The organism is Mangrovimonas sp. YM274, assembly GCF_030908385.1.
Classification (GTDB): Bacteria; Bacteroidota; Bacteroidia; order Flavobacteriales; family Flavobacteriaceae; genus Mangrovimonas_A.
In genome coordinates, this window is the sequence record NZ_CP133091.1 from 3,623,233 (window position 1) to 3,642,902 (window position 19,670).

Genomic DNA, 19,670 nt, shown 5'->3' on the forward strand with positions numbered 1-19,670 from the left:
CATAAACTAAAAGTGGTATCGCTTAAAAGCTTCTATAGCGGCGTATTCCGCCAAGCCTAAATCGTTATATTTTTTGGCAGTCAATCGATTTCTGTCCTCTACCCTCACCCAAAATTCCCTGGAGTCATCCCCTTGAAACATCACCCCGTCCTTTTGTGTTTGGTGATAGAAAATTGCATGACGTTTTCTGAGTACTTGGTCCGGACTTAAAGGCACTGCCATCTCTATTTGATAGGTTTCCCATTCATGCCAAGCACCACGGTACAACCAAACCCAACAGTCTTTCATGTAGTCCCTTTGTTTTAATACATCCAAAGCTTCAAACAAAACATCCAAACACACTTTGTGGGTTCCATGCGGATCGGCCAAATCACCTGCGGCATAAATTTGATGCGGTTTGATGTTCTCTATAAGATTGCACATGATTTCCAAATCATCTTGAGACAAATTGTTCTTTTTAATAGTCCCCGTTTCATAAAAAGGCAAGTCCAAAAAGTGTACTTGATCATCGGGCAATCCCAAATACCTAGTCGCTGCCAAAGACTCACTTCGACGAATCATAGCCTTGAGCTTTCTCGCTTCCAATGAATCAACATCATTTTGAGTTTTCTTCTTTAAAAACTCAATGATAATATCAGCTCCGTTAGAATGCGAATTCAAGGCTTTGGAGATTTCTGCAAACTTTAAAGCTTCTTCATCAGACACTGCAATGTTTCCTGAGGTTTGATAAGCAATATGAACCTCATGCCCTTGCTCCACCAATCGATCGAAAGTGCCGCCCATAGAAATGACATCATCATCAGGGTGCGGACTAAAAATTATGACCCGTTTCTTAGGAATATTAGCACGTTCTGGCCGATTGGAGTCATCTGCATTTGGTTTCCCTCCCGGCCAACCGGTAATGGTATGCTGCAACTTATTGAACATTTTAATATTCAAATCGTAGGCGGTGCCCTCTTCAGTAAGCAATCCTGACATCCCATTATCGTTATAATCCTTATCGGTTAACTTCAAAATAGGCTTCCCTGTCAACTCACTTAACCAAACTACTGCTTTCAGTTTAAGTTCTTCGGTCCACACACAGGACGTTACCAACCATGGTGTTTTCACACGTGTTAATTCTTCCGAAGCGCCTTCATCAAGCACAAAAGTAGTATTGTCGTGCTCCTGTAAATAAGTAGCAGGAACATGGGCCGTAATTTCCCCTTCTATAGTTTTTTTGATGATTTCCGCCTTACTCACACCCCAAGCCAACAGGACGATTCTTCGGGCATTTCTAACCGTTCCCACGCCCATGGTGATGGCTTTTCTAGGAACATTGTCGATTCCAAGAAAGGAATGCGCCGCATCACTTCTAGTTAAGTGATCCAAGGTAATACTTCGCGTAGCAGAATTATAATGCGATCCTGGTTCGTTAAAACCAATATGTCCCGTTCTTCCAATTCCCAACAACTGAAAATCTATACCACCAACAGCTTTAATTTTCAATTCATAATCAATACAATATTGATACAGTTCATCCGGACTTACTTTACCGTCTGGAATATGAACATTCTCTGGCAAAATATCGACATGATCGAACAAGTGCTGGTGCATAAAGTAATGGTAACTTTGAATATTGCTTTTATCCATAGGATAATACTCATCTAGGTTGAATGTAATCACATTGACAAAACTCAACCCCTCCTCTTTGTGCATGCGAACAAGCTCCTCATACACCTTAATGGGAGACGACCCTGTTGCCAACCCCAACACACAAGGTTGGTTTTTGGCCGCCTTCACCCGAATCAAATCAGCAATTTCATGAGCCACCAAAATGGAGGCCTCATTGGAAGTTTTAAAGATAACGTTGTGGATTTTTTCAAAACGGGTTTCCTCAAACTTCCCCGCTTCCCTATATACGATACTGTTATAATCTGCAATATCCAGTTTCATGCTAAATTTCTTTTTAAATGATATGTTGATAAAACAAGCGGAAAATTGAACTCCCGCTTGCCTTTCTGCTAACTTAAATGAATATGAAAAAAATTTAAAAGTTAGATCCTCCCGTATCCCACCATAAACGCGTCCCTCCTGTATCGGGACCATTAAGATAGCCTACCGCAGTTTGGACATTCTCCCCATTGGTATTGATTTCATTGTCCACGAAATTGATACGTCTAATTTGAATATCCGTATCTATTTCACCGCCGCTGTTATTTACCACTACAGGGAACACTCTTGGATATCCTGTACGTCTAAATTCGCTCCAGGCCTCTTGTCCATCAGGGAACATAGCAATCCATTTTTGGGTAATGATTTGCTCCAATTTTTCCTCATTGGTTCCTGCCGCATTAAAGGCCACGGTCACGTCACTTGGATAGGCGTAGTCATTATCAGGATTTAAAGCATCTATAAAATCATTTGGAGTACTTGTAGCATCCGCTAAATAAGCATCAGCACCACCAACACCAAATTGTGCAAAAGATGCCATCACACCCGCTTCATAATTAGCCTGAGCATCTCCTGCACCAGTCCAACCCCTAAGAGCCGCTTCAGCTTTTAAGAAATGAATTTCAGCTGCCGTCATCCATACTTTTGAATCGCCTTCAACTGCTTCGCCAATTAAAGAGTGGCTTCCGTATTGCGCTTTCGCTTCAATTTCAATTCCCTGTCTGATGCCCTTGTAATCCCCTAAGGCTTCATCCAAAGGCGCATCAAAAAATTTGGCAATTCTTGGATCATTGAATCCCTTTAGAATCGATTCCATTTCAGCACTCATACAGATATCTCCCCAAACTTTACTGATGGTATAGATTGGGTGCACAAAACCTCCCATATCAATGGTCATAGTTTCATCTAATAGTCCTGCATTACTGTTAAATGCTTTTTCACCTTCTGTTTGTGCCAAAGTTGGATTCACTTTAGACACTCTAATTGCCAAGCGCAATCTCAAGGAATTCGCAAAAGTTCTCCATTTGGCAATATCACCAGCAAAACTAGATTGATCGAAAGCTACAAATTGAGCATCACCTACATATGCCTCCAAGCCATCGATAGCCTCATCCAAATCAGCAAAGAACGCAGCATAAGCTTCTTCTTGGGAATCATATTGCCCAGTGGTTTCGTAATCGTTGTATTTTGTATAACGAATAGGTCCGAAGACGTCGGAAACACGATGCATAGCCATTACCTTAATGATGTTTGCCAAATACACAAATTTGTAGCCACTCTCATCTCCCGATAATTCCACTTGCTGCCAGATCTCACGAGCATATGGCATGACACCATTTCCGTTAGCCGCATCATACGCATCGCTCCAAATAAATCCGTTCCACCCATTTACCAAGGCGTAGGTTTGGTTATTGATGTTTCCTGCAAAAGGTGTTGGCGCCGTCATGTAACCAGAAAACACATCGGCATTCAAGTTTTGTTGCAATTGGTAGTTCCAAGCTGGCTCTACACGAATGACATTTGAAAAAAGTGGTGAAAAACGAGATCCAATATGGTTGTTTTGTTGTGTTAAACTGGCCTGTGAGATCCCATTTGGATCGGTATTGATATCCTCAAAATCCCCAGTACAGTTTATCAAACTCATAGCCACTAGAGAGGCTAGGGTATATTTTGTTATGTGTTTCATAGCGTTTTAGAAATTTACGTTAATGTTTAACCCGATACTTCTTGTAGAAGGTTGGTTATAGATATCCACTCCCTGAAGCCCCAAACCTGTACTAGCAGCCACATTAGGATCGAACGGTGCATCTTTATAAAAGAAGAACAAGTTATTGGCAATCAAAGAGAAGCTTACATCGTCAATAAACTTGTCCTGAAGATTTAGTCTATACCCTAAAGACAATTCTCTTAAGCTCACATTGGTAGCATCATATACATATTCACCTAACATACCATCTCTTCCGCCAATAGCATTGAAATACTCCTGTGCTGTGATTTGAGAAGCCACACCACTTTCATCAACCACATCAACCATACCTCCGTTGGTATTTCTAACATCAGCTGAAGCTTGAGACACTCCATACTTATCATTTACTGCTTCGGTAACACTCATAACATCACCACCAAACTTCCCGTCTATCAAAACATTTAAAGTGAAGTTCCCAAATTCAAACGTATTGTTCCAACCAAGAGTAAAATCTGGCTGGGCGTGCGCCACAGTTTCAAAATCGGTTGACATTAGGGTTCCTGAAGAATTAATTACAGGTGTGCCATTTTCGTCTCTTACCAAGGAACGCGCTTTAATGCTTCCAAAATCTTCTCCTTCAATTAAGGAATACTCATATCCGTTCACTCCTCTAGCCGTAATAATTGCCTCACCATCCTGTAGAGATGGATGTACAGAAATCACTTCATTATTGTTTTGGGCAAAATTCACAGAAGACTCCCAAGAGAATTTATCTGTCTGTACCGGCGTTGCATTCAACACAATCTCAAAACCTTCATTTGAAATCTCACCGGCATTTACAATGTTTTGTGAATATCCATTTGGATTTGGCTCCGCCTGAATGTAAAAGATTTGATTGAAAGTATTGGTGTTGTAATAAGTAAAGTCGAATCCTAAGCGATTGTTGAAAAAGCGCCACTCGGTTCCAATTTCAAAGGACTTTTGTCTTTCAGGATCTAATGTTTCCCCTTCCAAAGGTGCAAAAGGCGCTGTTCCAATTCCCGTATTGGTAGCATTGATAGAATTAAGAGGAATAGTAGCATACACCGGAATATCCGATCCAACTTCGGCATACGATCCGCGAAGCTTCGCAAAGGAAATACCATCTGGCATATCGAACATTTCAGATAGTACAGTGGTTAAACCAATCGATGGATAAAAGAAGGAATTCGAATCGGTATTCACCAAGGTTGAAGACCAATCGCTTCTTCCGGTAACATCCAAGAATATCATATCCTTGAAACCAAAGTTAGCCGACCCAAATACCGACTGCACCTCTCTTCTTCCTACAGATTGGCGAATATTGTTGGTATTGGCAAAGTTGGCAATTGTAAAGACATTAGGATAAATCAAGCCAGCACCATCTCTTCCTGAATCCAAATAAACCTGATCGCCAATCGTGTATTTCGTCAAACTAGATCCTAAAATTCCACTAAAGGTGAAATTCTCCGAAAAATCTTTATTATAGTTTAAAATGAAGTCGATGTACTGTTGTGAGTTTTCTGTTTTCTCAAGAATATAACGACCATTATCCCCTGAGTTCACAGGATCTGTTCCCGCATATTGTCTCTTATCAAAAGTGAAAAACGACTTATCGTAACTTCCTCTAGACTGCAAGGAAAGCGCATTTGTAATTTGATACTTAACAGATAGGTTTGCATATACACGCTGCGCAATATCCTTACTCGGACTTCTATGAATTAACCAATATGGGTTTTGTTGAATATTCTCATCAAAAGACGTAGCATATTGATCCATTTGGTTCAAAGCCGTATTGAAATATTCATATTTGTTTTTGTAGATATCTCTATCAATCCCTACAGGATGCAAATACACGCCAGTCAATGGGTTTGAATACAAACCATTTGTTGGACGGTTCCAAATACGTTGGTCTGATAAATTAATACTTGCAGATACATCAATTTTTTCATCTAGAAACTTAGCTGTTTCCCTAAGAGTAATATTATTTCTCACCAAACGGTTCTCAGGAATCACGCCTTCTCCAATAGTATTAGCATAAGAAAAATAGGTTTGGGCCTTTTGGTTCCCCGCTGTTAGCGACATGGAACTAATAGAAGTAAATCCAGTATTGAAGAAGTCTTTAGGGTCGTTAGACAAACCACCTTCTTTATCTCCCCAAGATTTAGCATCTACTACCCTTCCATTTTCAGCTATGGGTTGTCCAACAGAAACACTTTGGTATTCCGATTGCAGCTCAGGCAAAGACATCACATTGTCCACAGTAAAATTAGAAGTAAAGTTTACAGCTAAAGTTCCCTCCTTACCTTTTTTAGTAGTAATTAAAATCACACCATTTGCTCCTTGACTTCCATACAAAGCCGAAGCCGAGGCTCCTTTTAAAACCGTCATGCTTTCTATATCGTCAGGGTTGATCATGGACATGACATCTCCTCCATCACGGTTTCCTGTCTGGCTACCAAAAATATCTGTACCGGGTTCATTTCCGTTAGAACCGTTTCCACTATTAAGCATTGGAATACCATCAATTACATATAATGGATCATTATCACTTGTAGAGGCATTACCTCTCAAAACCACTTTTACAGCACCACCCAAACCAGAAGAACTTCTTGAAATAGTAACCCCGGCAGACTTACCAGACAAACTATTAATAGGGTTGGTTTGTTTCACTTTGGTAAGCTCATCACCACTTACCTCTTGCGCCGAATAAGTCAAGGCCTTTTTCTCTTTGGAAATCCCCAAAGCCGTTACAATAACTTCTCCCAACATCTCCGTATCTTCCGCCAATTGCACATTTATAACATTGCTATCTGCAACTGTGACCTTTTTGGTGGTCATTCCCAAATAACTAAAAGTAAGTACGTCACCAACCGATGCCGTTAAGGTATAATTACCATCAAAATCTGTTTGCGTCCCATGGGTAGTTCCTTCAACCAACACATTGACACCTGGAATAGGCATCCCGTTGGCCTGGGAAGTAACAGTTCCGGTCACTGTTTTTTCCTGCGCAAATGTGAAGTTTACAGCAAAAAATAACAATGAACACAAAAACGTCATTTTTAAATTGTGTTTCATAAAATGAATTGTTTAGTTGTTTATTGATGTCCAAAGTAACTAGGATGAAAAATATTAAGAAAAAAAATATATAAACGACAAGAATTAACACACAGACAACATTCTATTAACGATAAACGATTTCCTACAAATAAACAATTGTCATTTTTATTGCTAATCACATAATATATTTCTAAAATTGTCATAATTATTTAAAGAATCAACAACACAAATATTCATTTAAAACAAAAACCTCAACTCTTGCTAAACAAAAAAATAGCTAACAATATTCCTTTAAAGTATCATATCCTGTTTTGGTTGCTGTACTTTACCTTTAATGTGGTACGATGGGGAAGCTATTTTAATGACTATTGGTACTCCTTAAAATCCAACCTTGTTGAATTCCCAATCCACATTATTGTGGTGTATATCAATGTATATTATCTCATTCCGAAATTCATTTTAAGGCGGAAATACAAAACCTACATAGCATGGCTCTTAGGGATCCTTATCTTGGTTTATTTGGTGAGAACAGGACTCAACTATCTTTTGGTTACCAAGGAAATTTGGCCAGAAGCCGAAGAGGCCGGAAAGTTCCTTGAAACCAACCACCTCATTGCTGTAATTTTGGGAGAACTGTATGTTTTGGCCTTTGTAACCGCCATACAACTGCTTATTGATTGGCCAATCGAACTGCGACGAAATGAAGACCTTGCCAAATTACAACTGAGCACGGAGTTGAAATTTTTGAGAACCCAAATACAGCCACATTTCTTCTTCAACACCTTAAACAACCTTTACGCGCTCACTCTACAAAAATCGGATGACGCTCCAAGGCTGGTGATTAAACTTTCGGACATTATGCAATATGTACTGTATGAAGTGAACAGCTCCAAAGCCAATTTGCTGGAAGAAATCAACCATATCAACAATTATATCGACATAGAACAAATTCGTTTTAAGGACCGCATAGATTCTGAACTTGACATTACTGGAGATATTGAAGATGTTCAAGTACCACCTCTACTGTTTTTATCATTTATTGAAAACTGTTTCAAACATGGCCTCAAAGGAAATGACAATATCAAGATTAATATGAGTTTTGAAATTCTCAACAAACACTATTTGGAATTCAAATTATCCAATACGTTTAACCCAGAAGTTGTTCAAGAAAACAACCACGGTATTGGGATTGCCAACACCAAACGAAGGTTAAATTTATTATTTTCCAATGATTATGTCCTTGAAACTGATATTTTAGACGACACTTATAACATTTACTTAAAAATTCCTATCCAATGAAAATTAAGTGCGTAATCATAGATGACGAATCGTTGGCCATTGAAGTGATCGAAAGTCACCTAAAGAACTTTGACCATGTAGAAGTTTTGGGCACTTTTAATAATCCACTGAAGGCTTACAGCCTCTTGGAACAGGAAAAAATAGATATTGTTTTTCTGGATATCAATATGCCACAAATGTCCGGCTTCACTTTTATCGAAAACCTAAATCACAAACCTCTTATTGTCATTACCACCGCTTACCGGGAATATGCCGTAAAGAGTTTCGAACTCAATGTTTTGGATTATTTGGTCAAACCAATTCCTTTTACACGCTTTCTAAAAACCATGAATAAGGTATACCAGCAGGTTTATCTTAACAATGTAAGCAATGATTCCAACCTTCAACAGGAACCTCATATTTTTCTTAAGGTAAATAAAAAACTGATTAAGGTGAATTTGGGAGACATTCTGTATATAGAAAGCTTAAAGGACTATATAAAAGTCATCACAACCATGGGCGATTATGTGGTTCACAAATCCCTTACAGCTATTAGTGAAGAATTGCCACAATCCAATTTTATTAGGGTACACAGGTCCTACACCATTTCAATCAATAAAATTGTGGCCCTTGAAGGAAATACTATTGAGATTTCAAATAAAAAAATACCCATTGGGAGAAACTACCTAAAACAAACCAAGGAGCGCATTTTCAACACCACCGAAGATATAGAGAACTAACTCAAAATTAAAACCTAACTTATGTCTAAAGCTATAGATATGCCCGTTTCACAAAAACAAAGCAGCTTATTTCCTATTCTGGTCATTGCCGGATTGTTTTTCATTTTTGGATTCATTACCTGGATCAACGGGGCCTTGATTCCATTTATGAAAACCATCAACGAATTAACCGATGCCCAATCCTATTTGGTAGCCTCGGCCTCCTATATTTCCTTCGTGGTCATGGCACTTCCCTCCTCTTTTATCATTGGTAAAATTGGCTATAAAAAAAGTATGTCACTTGGACTAATCATCATGGCCCTAGGAGCCCTATTGTTCATACCCGCTGCCGAAGCCAGAACTTATTGGGTGTTTCTTACCGGAATTTTTATTCAAGGTGCAGGTATGACCTTATTACAAACAGCCTCCAATCCTTATATTACCATTTTGGGACCTATTGAAAGTGCTGCAAAACGTATTGCTATTATGGGGATTGCCAACAAAGTTGCCGGCGCTTTGGGGTCGGTGATTTTTGGAGCCCTTTTACTTTCAGGAATTGATGACATTAAAGAAAAATTAAGCATTGTAGACGCCACTGAAAAAGCTTCTTTGCTTAATCAAATGGCCGATAGCGTTGTCATGCCATACATTGTTATGGCTGTTGTTTTATTCATTTTGGGAATCTTGATAAGAAAAGTAAACCTTCCACATGTTGAAGCAGAACAAGAAGAATTAAAGGAAGGTGAAACCGCCAAAACAAGCATCTTCCAATTCCCTCATTTATGGTTGGGCGTAATCGCACTTTTTGTTTATGTAGGAGCCGAAGTAATTGCAGGTGACACTATTATTTCCTACGGACTCTCCTTGAATTTACCTGTTGAAGAGGCTAAATTCTTCACGCTTTTTACCTTAATGGCCATGGTATTCACCTATGCCTTAGGCGTCTTTTTGATCCCTAAATATATGAGTCAGGTTTTTGCCCTAAAAGCCAGTGCTGTTTTGGGGATCTTGTTTTCCATATGCATTTTATGGACCAGTGGTTTTACTTCTGTGCTGTTTGTGGCAGCCCTAGGAATTGCCAATGCTTTGGTATGGCCGGCTATTTGGCCTCTAGCTTTAAAAGGCCTTGGAAAATTCACCAAAACCGGATCGGCACTTTTAATTATGGCGATCTCAGGAGGGGCCATAATTCCGCCATTGTACGGAACCTTGGTTGACCATAAAAAGGAGGCCTTATTAGCCAGTGGTGCGGATGCCGTAAATTCAGCTGCGGAAGCTTCCACCTCTAGCTATTGGATTTTAATTCCATGTTATGTTTTGATTCTTTTTTACGCCCTTTACGGACACAAAATAAGATTCAAAAACAGCTAATATTTTCTTTGATGAAAAATAGAATTGAAGCCGTTGACCTCTTACGGGGATTCACCATTGTGGCCATGATTTTGGTCAACACCCCCGGAGATTGGAGTCATGTCTACCAACCACTATTGCATGCTGAATGGAATGGACTCACACCAACAGACTTGATATTTCCATTCTTCCTATTTATTGTGGGCATCTCCATCTATTTTTCGTACAAAAACAAACCCAACACAGTCCCAACCTATCGAAAAATAACCATTAGAAGTTTAAAACTGATTAGCTTGGGACTCTTTCTAAATCTATTTGTCCCATATCTCCCATTTATTACTGACTTAAGCACCTTCAGAATTCCGGGTGTTTTACAACGGATTGGAATCGTCTTTTTGATTTCCTCTATCTTATATCTGAATTGCAAACCAAGAACGCTGCTTTTTATCAGCATTGCCATTTTAATATCCTATTCCATTTTTTTAGGATGGATTCCTTTTCCAAACGGTACTTTATCAAGCTTGGACCGAACACCAAATAATTGGGCCAATTATATAGACCTTAAAGTTTTTGGGCAACATATGTGGCAAGCAGATTACGACCCAGAAGGATTACTGAGCACATTGCCTTCAATCGTGAGTTGTGTTACTGGAATTCTCATCGGGAAACTTTTAGACGGACCAACACCCTTAAGGTATTTGACCCGAGCAATTGTGATACTTTTGGCAACGGGATATTTATTGAGTATTTGGATTCCCATCAACAAAGCTTTATGGAGCAGCAGCTTCGTTTTAGTCACCTGTGGTTGGGGTACACTTATCCTCACCATTATATATTATATTACCGATGTGAAGAAACTATCTTTCGGAGCGATATTCAAGCAGGTCGGCATGAATGCCATAGTCATCTACTTTCTATCTAGTTTGATTTCAAAGTCGTTTTACTTGATTCCTATTGGTGAATCACATAATGTACATTCATGGCTTTACCATAAGGTCTTCACTTTTCCTATCATTTCCCAAGAGTTATCATCTTTATTGTACGCATTAACCGTAGTCATGTTTTATATGGTATTGGCACATATTCTATATACAAGAAAGGTCTTTATAAAAGTATAATCCAAACTTCAAGCGGTCTTAACCTCGCCAAAAGAATTTTTAAGCTTCTGGTAAGAAAACAAACCCTTTGACCAGGTGTTAACAAGAAAATCGCCCAAACAGACCTAACATATTGAAAGTGTTCAACTAATGTGAAGCTACTATTCTATTAAATTGACTGATAAAATTTAAGCTCGCACTATTTGGTAATCAAATATATAATCGTAAATTTGCAAACTCTTTTTGAGAGAGGAATGTTTAATTTAAATTAAGTAAGTGTGGACACATTAAGCTACAAAACTATTTCAGCAAACAAAGCTACTGTAAACAAAGAGTGGGTTTTGGTTGACGCTGAAGGTCAGACTTTAGGTCGTTTAGCTTCAAAAGTTGCAAAACTTTTAAGAGGTAAACATAAGCCTAACTTCACACCACACGTTGATTGCGGAGATAACGTAATTGTTATCAATGCAGAAAAAATCAACTTGACAGGAAACAAGTGGAACGACAAAACCTACATTCGTCACACAGGTTACCCAGGTGGTCAAAGAAGTTTAACTGCTACCGAGATGTTTGGAAAAGATCCAGCAAGGTTAGTAGAAAAATCAGTAAAAGGAATGTTGCCTAAAAACAAATTAGGAGCAAACTTATTCCGTAATCTAAATGTTGTTGTTGGTGCAGCTCATACTCATGAGGCTCAAAAACCAAAAACAATTAACTTAAACGAATTCAATTAATGGAAGTAATTCACAAAATCGGCCGTAGAAAGACGGCTGTTGCTCGTGTGTATGTAGCCCAAGGATCTGGGAACATCACGGTTAACAAAAAAGACATGGCGGTTTATTTTCCTACTGCAACGTTACAGTACAAAGTAAACCAACCTTTGGCCATGACTAACAATGATGGCAACTTTGACATTACTGTTAATGTATATGGCGGTGGTATTACCGGTCAGGCAGAAGCAATCCGTTTGGCAATTTCTCGCGCTATGTGTGAGCTAGATGCAGAAAACAGATTGGTTTTAAAACCAGAAGGTTTATTGACAAGAGACCCAAGAATGGTAGAGCGTAAGAAATTCGGTCAGAAGAAAGCTCGTAAGAAATTCCAGTTCTCTAAACGTTAATCCCACAGTAAAAGAAACAAACCAGTTTTTGTTGTCCATAGCCTGTTAAGGTTAGGATTTAGTTTAGCATCTAAATGGATAAGGCGAATGCCCAGCATGACCACTTAGCCATTGCTAATCAACAGAACGTAAACTATTACAAAATGGAAAAAGTAGAAGTAAAAGAATTATTAGAAGCAGGTGTACATTTTGGTCACTTGACCAGAAAATGGGATCCAAACATGGCTCCTTACATCTACATGGAGCGTAACGGCATCCATATCATCAATCTTTACAAGACAGCTGCAAAAATCGAGGAGACTGCTGAAGCCCTTCACAAAATTGCTGCTTCTGGAAAGAAAATCTTATTTGTTGCTACAAAAAAGCAAGCAAAAGACATCGTTGCTGAAAAAGCAGGCGCTGTAAACATGCCATACATCACCGAAAGATGGCCAGGTGGAATGTTGACCAACTTTGTAACTATCAGAAAAGCTGTTAAGAAAATGGCTTCTATCGATAGAATGAAAAAAGATGGAACTTTCAACACGCTATCTAAAAAAGAGCGTTTACAAGTAGATCGTTTAAGAGCCAAGTTGGAGAAAAACTTAGGATCTATCAGCGACATGACTCGTTTGCCAGGAGCTTTGTTTGTAGTGGATATCAAACGTGAGCACATTGCAATTAAAGAAGCTCAAAAATTAAACATTCCAATCTTTGCAATGGTAGATACCAACTCTGACCCACGTCAAGTTGACTATTTGATTCCTTCAAATGATGATGCTTCGAAATCTATAGATAAAGTTTTATCTCTTGTAACTTCAGCTATCGCTGATGGTTTGGCCGAAAGAAAATCGGACAAAGTTGCCAAAGAAGAAGGTAAAACTTCAGCAAAGAAACCAGCTAAAGCTAAAGTTGCTGGTGACGAAGAAGAATAAGATAACATTTACAAAACACAAATAAGTCGTTTAATTCTTTTCTTTGTTGAAAATTAATTGAACGACTTTTTTTAAAAAATTAAAATACTTATGGAAGGTACAGTAAAAATTACAGCTGCTGAAGTAAATAAGCTAAGACAGGCTACTGGAGCCGGTATGATGGACTGTAAAAAAGCTTTGGTTGAGGCTGAAGGTGATTTTGACAAAGCTATCGAGGTTTTACGTAAGAAAGGTCAAAAAGTAGCAGAAAAGAGAGCTGACAGAGATTCTTCTGAAGGTGCTGCTGTTGCTAAAGTAAACGACGACAACACTGTAGGTGTAACTATCGTTTTAGGATGTGAAACTGACTTCGTTGGTAAAAACGAAAACTTTGTGGCCCTTGCCAACCAATTGGCTGACTTGGCACTTACCGTAGATTCTAAAGAGGCTTTATTGGCTGCTGAGATCGACGGCATGACTGTTGCTGACAAATTAACTGAGCAAACTGGTGTAATTGGTGAAAAACTTGACATCACTGCTTTTGAAAGATTGGAAGCTCCATACGTTGGACAATACGTTCACATCAACAAAATTGGTGCTTTAGTTGGATTGTCTGCTAAAGTGGATAATGCTGATGTATTGGTAAAAGATGTAGCAATGCAAGTAGCTTCTATGGGAGCAACTACTTTGTCTTACAAAGACTTTGACCCTGCATATATCGCTTCTGAAACTGAGGCTAGAATTGCAGTTATCGAAAAAGACAATGAAGAATTGGCTCGTTTAGGTAAAACGCTTAAAAACGTACCTAAATTTATCTCTATGGCGCAATTGACTGATGAGGCATTGGCTCAAGCCGAAGAAGATGCTAAAGCACAATTGAAAGCTGAAGGTAAGCCAGAGCAAATTTGGGACAAAATTTTACCAGGTAAAATGGAGCGTTTCATCTCAGACAACACTACTCTAGACCAAGAGAAATGTTTGTTGGATCAAAACTTCATTAAAGATGAAAAAATCAACGTTGCCAAATATGTTGAGTCTTACGGTGATGTAAGCATTACAGATTTCAAACGTGTAACAGTAGGATAATCCTATTCCTGTTCATAAAATTTAAAAAGCTTCTCCTCTACGAGAAGCTTTTTTTATAACCCAAAAACAAAAAAATATTGTAGTTTTGCTAAACTTTCAAAAGTACTGGAATTTGGGTGTCTTTGGCTTTCATATCCACTGACCAAAAGGCACTTAAAGTTTACAGATTCTTTTTAAAAAAATCGTCTCAAACTAATGAAATACAAAAGAATACTTCTAAAATTATCCGGAGAAGCACTAATGGGAAGCCGTCAATATGGTATTGACCCTGAAAGATTGGCTGAATACGCCAATGACATTAAATCTATAACAGACAAAGGTGTCGAAGTAGCCATTGTTATAGGCGGAGGAAATATTTTTAGAGGTGTAGCAGGAGCAAGTAACGGTATGGACCGCGTACAGGGAGACCATATGGGCATGTTGGCCACGGTAATCAACGGATTGGCTTTACAGAGTGCCTTGGAAAATGCAGACATCCCAACACGTTTACAAACTGCTATCAAAATAAATGAAGTAGCCGAACCTTTTATACGTCGTAAAGCCATGCGCCATCTAGAAAAAGGCCGCGTAGTTATTTTTGGTGGAGGCACAGGAAATCCTTATTTTACTACAGATTCTGCTGCTGTATTGCGTGCCATTGAAATAGAAGCGGATGTAATTCTTAAAGGTACCCGTGTAGATGGAATTTACAATGCCGATCCAGAAAAAGACGACACTGCGGTTAAATTTGACCATATCACCTTTGAAGATGTACTCCAAAAAGGTTTAAAGGTAATGGATACTACAGCCTTTACCTTAAGCCAAGAAAACCAATTGCCTATTATTGTATTCGACATGAACAGAAAAGGCAATCTTTTAAAAGTGGTTTCTGGCGAAAACATTGGTACTAAAGTAAATTTATAGCCCTTACCATAAAGCTTATTTTTTGTAATCACATTAAATTTCATAAAATGAACGAAGACATTCAATTTATATTAGATTCAACCAAAGAAGCAATGGATAATGCCATTAAGCATTTGGAAAAACAATTCGTGAATATTAGAGCTGGAAAGGCTAGTCCAGCTATGCTTGGAAGCGTTATGGTGGATTATTATGGTTCTCAAACCCCATTAAACCAAGTTGCCAATGTAAATACCCCAGATGGTAGAACCATTACGGTACAACCTTGGGAGAAAAGCATGCTACAGGAAATTGAGCGTGGCATTATGTTGGCCAACCTAGGGTTTAACCCCATGAACAACGGAGAGACTATTATCATTAACGTTCCGCCTTTAACAGAAGAACGCCGTAGAGATTTGGTAAAACAAGCCAAAACGGAAGCTGAGGATGCCAAAATTGGTGTACGAAGCGCAAGGAAAGATGCCAACAATGACATCAAAAAACTTTCGGATGTTTCTGAAGATCTTCAAAAAAATGGTGAAATAGACGTACAAGAAATCACAGATAGATACGTTAAAAAAATAGATGACCTTTTAGCTGTAAAAGAGAAAGAAATCATGACAGTATAAAAAAAGCGACATTGGATGTCGCTTTTTTTAAATTTCATTTTAACAACTATTTTAAGCTCTACATGCGTAAGCTCTGCATTTTTCTATTTTTTGTTGTATCCGCAATAACCATGCAGTCGCAAACCGCAGCCAGTGAGTCCACAGCGCAGCAAGATTCTTTAAGACGGAGAGCCTTTATCACCAACATTGGTAACGGTTATTTTCCTACTAAATACTTCAACTTCGACTTACGCTATTTAATAAAATTCAACCAATACGAAGGTTTCCGAACCGGTCTAGGAGCTATAACCAATGATGCCTTTTCCAACAGATATCGTGTTACTGGTTATCTATCTTATGGCTTTCGGGACGCCAAGTTCAAATATAGCATTGGAGGAGGCACTAGAATAAGACCACGTTCCAACACTTGGATTAATGTTGCCTACACAGACGATCTTCAAGAAACTGGTAGTTCCACATTTTTGACAGACAAACGATTTTTCACAATATTTCAGCCAAGACTTCTAAATATCGATCTATTCCATCGATTCATTAACCGAACCATTTCTTTGGAACATCGTATTTCTCCTCACCTGCTATCAGAAATTCAATTGGCTAGGACCGATGTACTTCCAACCTATTCTTACATTTTTTATATAGACGACACATCCTATCACGATTTTAATCTATCCACTTCAATTGTTTCCTTGCAATGGAGCCCTTTTAGTCGATACGAATATGTTAAGGACAAATTAAAGGAACTTAAAAAGGGATTTCCCCAATTCACATTACAATACACGCAAAGCTATAAAAACTTATTTGGCGGCGATTTTAACTTTCTGAAACTGGATTTTAGAAGTGTCTATCAATTAGAACACGCAAACAATGCCTTAACGACAGTTACCATGCGAGCGGGCATTGCCAAAGGAAAAACTCCTTTAACCCATTTGTACCATACCTATCCCAATAATATTACCAAGGAAACCATTTTGCAACGTTTTTCTGTTGCGGGACTCAACAGTTTTGAAACCATGTACTTTAACGAGTTCTTCTCGGATAGGTTTACAACTTTACAATTAAAGCACTTTTTCAAACCATTTAAAATCACCGAGCGCTACCAACCTCAATTGGTATTAATTACGAGATATGCTTTGGGAGATATGAACCATATAGAAAGACACCAAAACGTAACATTTGGAACATTGGATAAAGGCTATACGGAATCAGGTGTGGAAATCAACAAATTGCTATTTGGTTTTGGTCTAAGTTTTGCCTACCGCTACGGAGCGTATCATCTACCAAGAGAAGAAGATAACATAGCTTTCAAGTTCACTTTCAACCTCACGCTTTAACAGAATTAAATAATCTAATTTGCAACCTAATCCTTAGGTTTTTCCTACCTTTGTCGCCTGTTTTTATCAAGCTATGCTCAAACTATTTACAACAGGCTTTTGGGAAGTCATTGCGAGACTAATTTTACGTAACAAAATTGCCATTTTAATTGGTATCGTAGCAGTTACGTTATTCTTCAGCTACCAATGGAAATATATGCGCTTCACCTATACCGAAGCCAATCTGTTACCAGACGACCACGAGGTTAATGTCACTTATAACAAGTTCCTTGATATCTTTGGAGAAGAAGGCAACCTTATTGTAATTGGAGTAAAGGATTCTACCCTATTCACTGTTGACAAACTAAACGCTTGGAACAACCTATCGGAAAGTTTTAAGCCCTATGATGAAGTAGAAACGGTAGTTTCCATAAAAGATCTTCAAAAGCTTGTAAAAAACAACGACGCCCAGAAATTTGATTTGGAGCCCTTCATTAAGGATTCCATTCATTCCCTGGCACAAATCAATAGCCTGAAGCAGGAACTCTTTGAACAATATCCCTTTTATGACAATTTCCTTTTCAATAAGGATACCAAAACGGTGAGAACAGCCATCTACATGAAAAAGGACATTGTTAACACCTCACTAAGAAAAGATTTTATAGAACAAATACTAGAACCCAAAATACAAGAATTTGAAGCTGCCAACGACCTGGATGTAAGGGTTTCGGGAATGCCTTATATTAGGACTTTAAATGCTAAAAGTATTATTGATGAAATTGGGCTGTTTATAGGAGCGGCACTTTTAGTGACGTCTTTAATATTCTTTTTCTTCTTTCGATCATTTAGGGCCACCTTTATATCGCTAATTGTAGTATGCATTGGTGTAATGTGGACCTTCGGATTATTAGGCTTGTTGAAATATGAAATCACGGTTTTAACGGCTTTAATCCCGCCATTAATCATCGTTATTGGAATTCCTAATTGTATTTTCCTGATCAACAAATTCCAGCATGAGGTAAAATTGCACGGAAACAAGGTGAAATCCCTGCAACGGGTAATCACCAAAATTGGGAATGCTACCTTAATGACCAACATTACAACCGCTTCTGGTTTTGCTACTTTTATCTTAACGGAAAGTAAACTTTTAAAGGAGTTCGGTATTGTTGCCTCACTGAGTATTTTAGGGATTTTTGTATTGTGTTTATTAATCATTCCTATCATCTACACCTTTTTGCCTTACCCTAAGGAACGTCATTTAGAGCACCTTAACAAACGTTGGATAGGCACTTTTGTAGAATGGATGGTACGCATGGTAAAAGAGCACAAAATTGCTATTTACTCCATTTCATTGGTGCTAATGATAGCAAGCATCATTGGTATTTACCAAATAAAAATTTCCGGAAGCTTAATTGAAGACATGCCAAAGGACACGGAATTCTTTGATGACATCAGATTCTTTGAAAGCGAATTCAACGGTATCATGCCTTTGGAAATCATGATAGATACCAAACGTAAAAAAGGAGTGATGAAATTGAGTACACTCAAACGTATGAACGAGTTGGAAGAAGTCATCAATGAAACACCTGAATTCTCTAAGCCTATTTCGGTAGTAAGTTTATTAAAATATTCTAAGCAAGCTTATTATAACGGCAACCCAAAATACTACCAGTTGCCTACCAGTCAAGAAAACAGCTTTATTTTATCATATGCCAAAAACTCATCATCGGATGTAGATTTATTAAAAAACTTTGTGGACAGTACTGGTCAATATGCACGTATTACCACATTTATGAAAGACATAGGTACGGATAGAATGGAGCGCATAGAGGAAGATCTACAAGCAAGAATTGACAAAGTTTTCCCTGAAGAACAATATACCATTACACTTACTGGTAAAGCCTTGGTGTTCCAAAAAGGAACCAAATATTTGGTTAAAAACCTGATTATTTCATTGTCTTTGGCCATTTTCTTGATATCCTTGTTTATGGCATATATGTTCCGTTCTTTTAGAATGATTATAGTCTCCTTGATCCCTAATTTGTTACCACTATTGGTAACTGCCGGTTTAATGGGATTCTTGGGAGTGCCTATCAAGCCATCTACCATTTTGGTATTTAGTATTGCCTTTGGAATTTCGGTAGACGATACCATTCACTTTTTGGCTAAATACAGGCAGGAGCTGCAGGCCAACCACTGGAAAATCAGAAAATCGGTATTTGGTGCCCTTCGTGAAACGGGAGTAAGTATGTTCTATACATCTATAGTACTGTTCTTTGGATTCTCAGTATTTACTATTTCAAGTTTTGGAGGAACCGTGGCTTTGGGAGCATTGGTATCTGCCACATTGTTATTAGCAATGCTATCCAATTTGTTACTGTTACCATCCTTGTTATTATCCTTAGAGAGAAGTATTGCCAATAAGGAAGTATTGAGAGAACCTTCTATCAATATCATTCCGGAAGAGGACGACGAGGAAGACATTTAAAAACATAGGTATACTTCCCTTTGAAGAATTGTTTCCAAAATTGAAGAAATGGGTTAGAACGGAGATGGTACCGGCGTATTTAAATAATGATAATCCATAAAAATGCCGTTTGGCTTTTTTATCT

Annotated in this window: 15 protein-coding genes; 12 read left to right on the forward strand and 3 right to left on the reverse strand. The window is 38.3% G+C overall.

The window, feature by feature from the left end; genetic code table 11:
- Nucleotides 1–6: 6 nt before the first annotated feature.
- The 3 genes from nagB to RBH95_RS15885 all read right to left on the reverse strand — a co-directional run bounded on the left by nagB (nt 7) and on the right by RBH95_RS15885 (nt 6,715).
- A complete protein-coding gene (nagB, locus tag RBH95_RS15875; RefSeq protein WP_307900543.1) occupies nt 7–1,935 on the reverse strand; it encodes a glucosamine-6-phosphate deaminase in 1,929 nt (642 codons plus the stop codon).
- Between the two features lie 94 nt (nt 1,936–2,029).
- Nucleotides 2,030–3,619, reverse strand: a complete 1,590-nt coding sequence (locus RBH95_RS15880) for a RagB/SusD family nutrient uptake outer membrane protein (protein WP_307900544.1) — start codon at nt 3,617–3,619, stop codon at nt 2,030–2,032.
- A gap of 6 nt (nt 3,620–3,625) precedes the next feature.
- A complete protein-coding gene (locus tag RBH95_RS15885) occupies nt 3,626–6,715 on the reverse strand; it encodes a SusC/RagA family TonB-linked outer membrane protein (RefSeq protein ID WP_307900545.1) in 3,090 nt (1,029 codons plus the stop codon).
- Nucleotides 6,716–6,955: 240 nt separating this feature from the next.
- Between RBH95_RS15885 and RBH95_RS15890 the strand changes: the two genes are divergently transcribed.
- The 12 genes from RBH95_RS15890 (at nt 6,956) to RBH95_RS15945 (ending at nt 19,546) form a co-directional block, all read left to right on the forward strand.
- Entirely contained in the window at nt 6,956–7,996 is a 1,041-nt protein-coding gene (locus RBH95_RS15890; RefSeq protein WP_307900546.1) for a sensor histidine kinase, read from the forward strand.
- On the forward strand, nt 7,993–8,715 hold the full coding sequence (locus tag RBH95_RS15895; RefSeq protein WP_307900547.1) for a LytTR family DNA-binding domain-containing protein: 723 nt from the start codon (nt 7,993–7,995) through the stop codon (nt 8,713–8,715). Before RBH95_RS15890 ends, RBH95_RS15895 begins: the two co-directional genes overlap by 4 nt.
- A 21-nt stretch (nt 8,716–8,736) precedes the next feature.
- Nucleotides 8,737–10,065, forward strand: a complete 1,329-nt coding sequence (locus RBH95_RS15900) for a sugar MFS transporter (protein WP_307900548.1) — start codon at nt 8,737–8,739, stop codon at nt 10,063–10,065.
- A gap of 11 nt (nt 10,066–10,076) precedes the next feature.
- The gene (locus tag RBH95_RS15905; RefSeq protein ID WP_307900549.1) at nt 10,077–11,162 is read left to right on the forward strand and encodes an acyltransferase family protein; all 1,086 of its coding nucleotides are present in this window, start codon (nt 10,077–10,079) and stop codon (nt 11,160–11,162) included.
- Nucleotides 11,163–11,419: 257 nt separating this feature from the next.
- Nucleotides 11,420–11,875, forward strand: coding sequence for a 50S ribosomal protein L13 (gene rplM / locus RBH95_RS15910; protein ID WP_053976244.1), 456 nt, complete (start codon nt 11,420–11,422; stop codon nt 11,873–11,875).
- Nucleotides 11,875–12,261, forward strand: coding sequence for a 30S ribosomal protein S9 (gene rpsI, locus RBH95_RS15915; protein WP_307900550.1), 387 nt, complete (start codon nt 11,875–11,877; stop codon nt 12,259–12,261). Before rplM ends, rpsI begins: the two co-directional genes overlap by 1 nt.
- A gap of 143 nt (nt 12,262–12,404) precedes the next feature.
- Nucleotides 12,405–13,175, forward strand: coding sequence for a 30S ribosomal protein S2 (gene rpsB, locus RBH95_RS15920; RefSeq protein WP_307900551.1), 771 nt, complete (start codon nt 12,405–12,407; stop codon nt 13,173–13,175).
- A gap of 90 nt (nt 13,176–13,265) precedes the next feature.
- On the forward strand, nt 13,266–14,240 hold the full coding sequence (gene tsf, locus RBH95_RS15925; protein WP_307900552.1) for a translation elongation factor Ts: 975 nt from the start codon (nt 13,266–13,268) through the stop codon (nt 14,238–14,240).
- 195 nt (nt 14,241–14,435) lie between these two features.
- Entirely contained in the window at nt 14,436–15,143 is a 708-nt protein-coding gene (gene pyrH, locus RBH95_RS15930; protein ID WP_307900553.1) for a UMP kinase, read from the forward strand.
- Between the two features lie 47 nt (nt 15,144–15,190).
- On the forward strand, nt 15,191–15,748 hold the full coding sequence (frr, locus tag RBH95_RS15935; RefSeq protein WP_307900554.1) for a ribosome recycling factor: 558 nt from the start codon (nt 15,191–15,193) through the stop codon (nt 15,746–15,748).
- 110 nt (nt 15,749–15,858) lie between these two features.
- Nucleotides 15,859–17,079 (forward strand): hypothetical protein, encoded by a 1,221-nt coding sequence (locus RBH95_RS15940; RefSeq protein WP_307900555.1) that lies wholly within the window; start codon nt 15,859–15,861, stop codon nt 17,077–17,079.
- 73 nt (nt 17,080–17,152) lie between these two features.
- Nucleotides 17,153–19,546: an RND family transporter gene (locus tag RBH95_RS15945; protein WP_307900556.1), complete on the forward strand. Its 2,394-nt coding sequence runs from the start codon at nt 17,153–17,155 to the stop codon at nt 19,544–19,546.
- Nucleotides 19,547–19,670: the final 124 nt, after the last annotated feature.

What these genes read in the sequence shown, in the direction of transcription:
- nagB (WP_307900543.1), bottom strand. Translation starts at nt 1,935, where the DNA reads ATGAAACTGGATATTGCAGATTATAACAGTATCGTATATAGGGAAGCG.
- RBH95_RS15880 (WP_307900544.1), bottom strand. Translation starts at nt 3,619, where the DNA reads ATGAAACACATAACAAAATATACCCTAGCCTCTCTAGTGGCTATGAGT.
- RBH95_RS15885 (WP_307900545.1), bottom strand. Translation starts at nt 6,715, where the DNA reads ATGAAACACAATTTAAAAATGACGTTTTTGTGTTCATTGTTATTTTTT.
- RBH95_RS15895 (WP_307900547.1), top strand. Translation starts at nt 7,993, where the DNA reads ATGAAAATTAAGTGCGTAATCATAGATGACGAATCGTTGGCCATTGAA.
- RBH95_RS15900 (WP_307900548.1), top strand. Translation starts at nt 8,737, where the DNA reads ATGTCTAAAGCTATAGATATGCCCGTTTCACAAAAACAAAGCAGCTTA.
- RBH95_RS15905 (WP_307900549.1), top strand. Translation starts at nt 10,077, where the DNA reads ATGAAAAATAGAATTGAAGCCGTTGACCTCTTACGGGGATTCACCATT.
- rpsI (WP_307900550.1), top strand. Translation starts at nt 11,875, where the DNA reads ATGGAAGTAATTCACAAAATCGGCCGTAGAAAGACGGCTGTTGCTCGT.
- rpsB (WP_307900551.1), top strand. Translation starts at nt 12,405, where the DNA reads ATGGAAAAAGTAGAAGTAAAAGAATTATTAGAAGCAGGTGTACATTTT.
- tsf (WP_307900552.1), top strand. Translation starts at nt 13,266, where the DNA reads ATGGAAGGTACAGTAAAAATTACAGCTGCTGAAGTAAATAAGCTAAGA.
- pyrH (WP_307900553.1), top strand. Translation starts at nt 14,436, where the DNA reads ATGAAATACAAAAGAATACTTCTAAAATTATCCGGAGAAGCACTAATG.
- frr (WP_307900554.1), top strand. Translation starts at nt 15,191, where the DNA reads ATGAACGAAGACATTCAATTTATATTAGATTCAACCAAAGAAGCAATG.
- RBH95_RS15940 (WP_307900555.1), top strand. Translation starts at nt 15,859, where the DNA reads ATGCAGTCGCAAACCGCAGCCAGTGAGTCCACAGCGCAGCAAGATTCT.
- RBH95_RS15945 (WP_307900556.1), top strand. Translation starts at nt 17,153, where the DNA reads ATGCTCAAACTATTTACAACAGGCTTTTGGGAAGTCATTGCGAGACTA.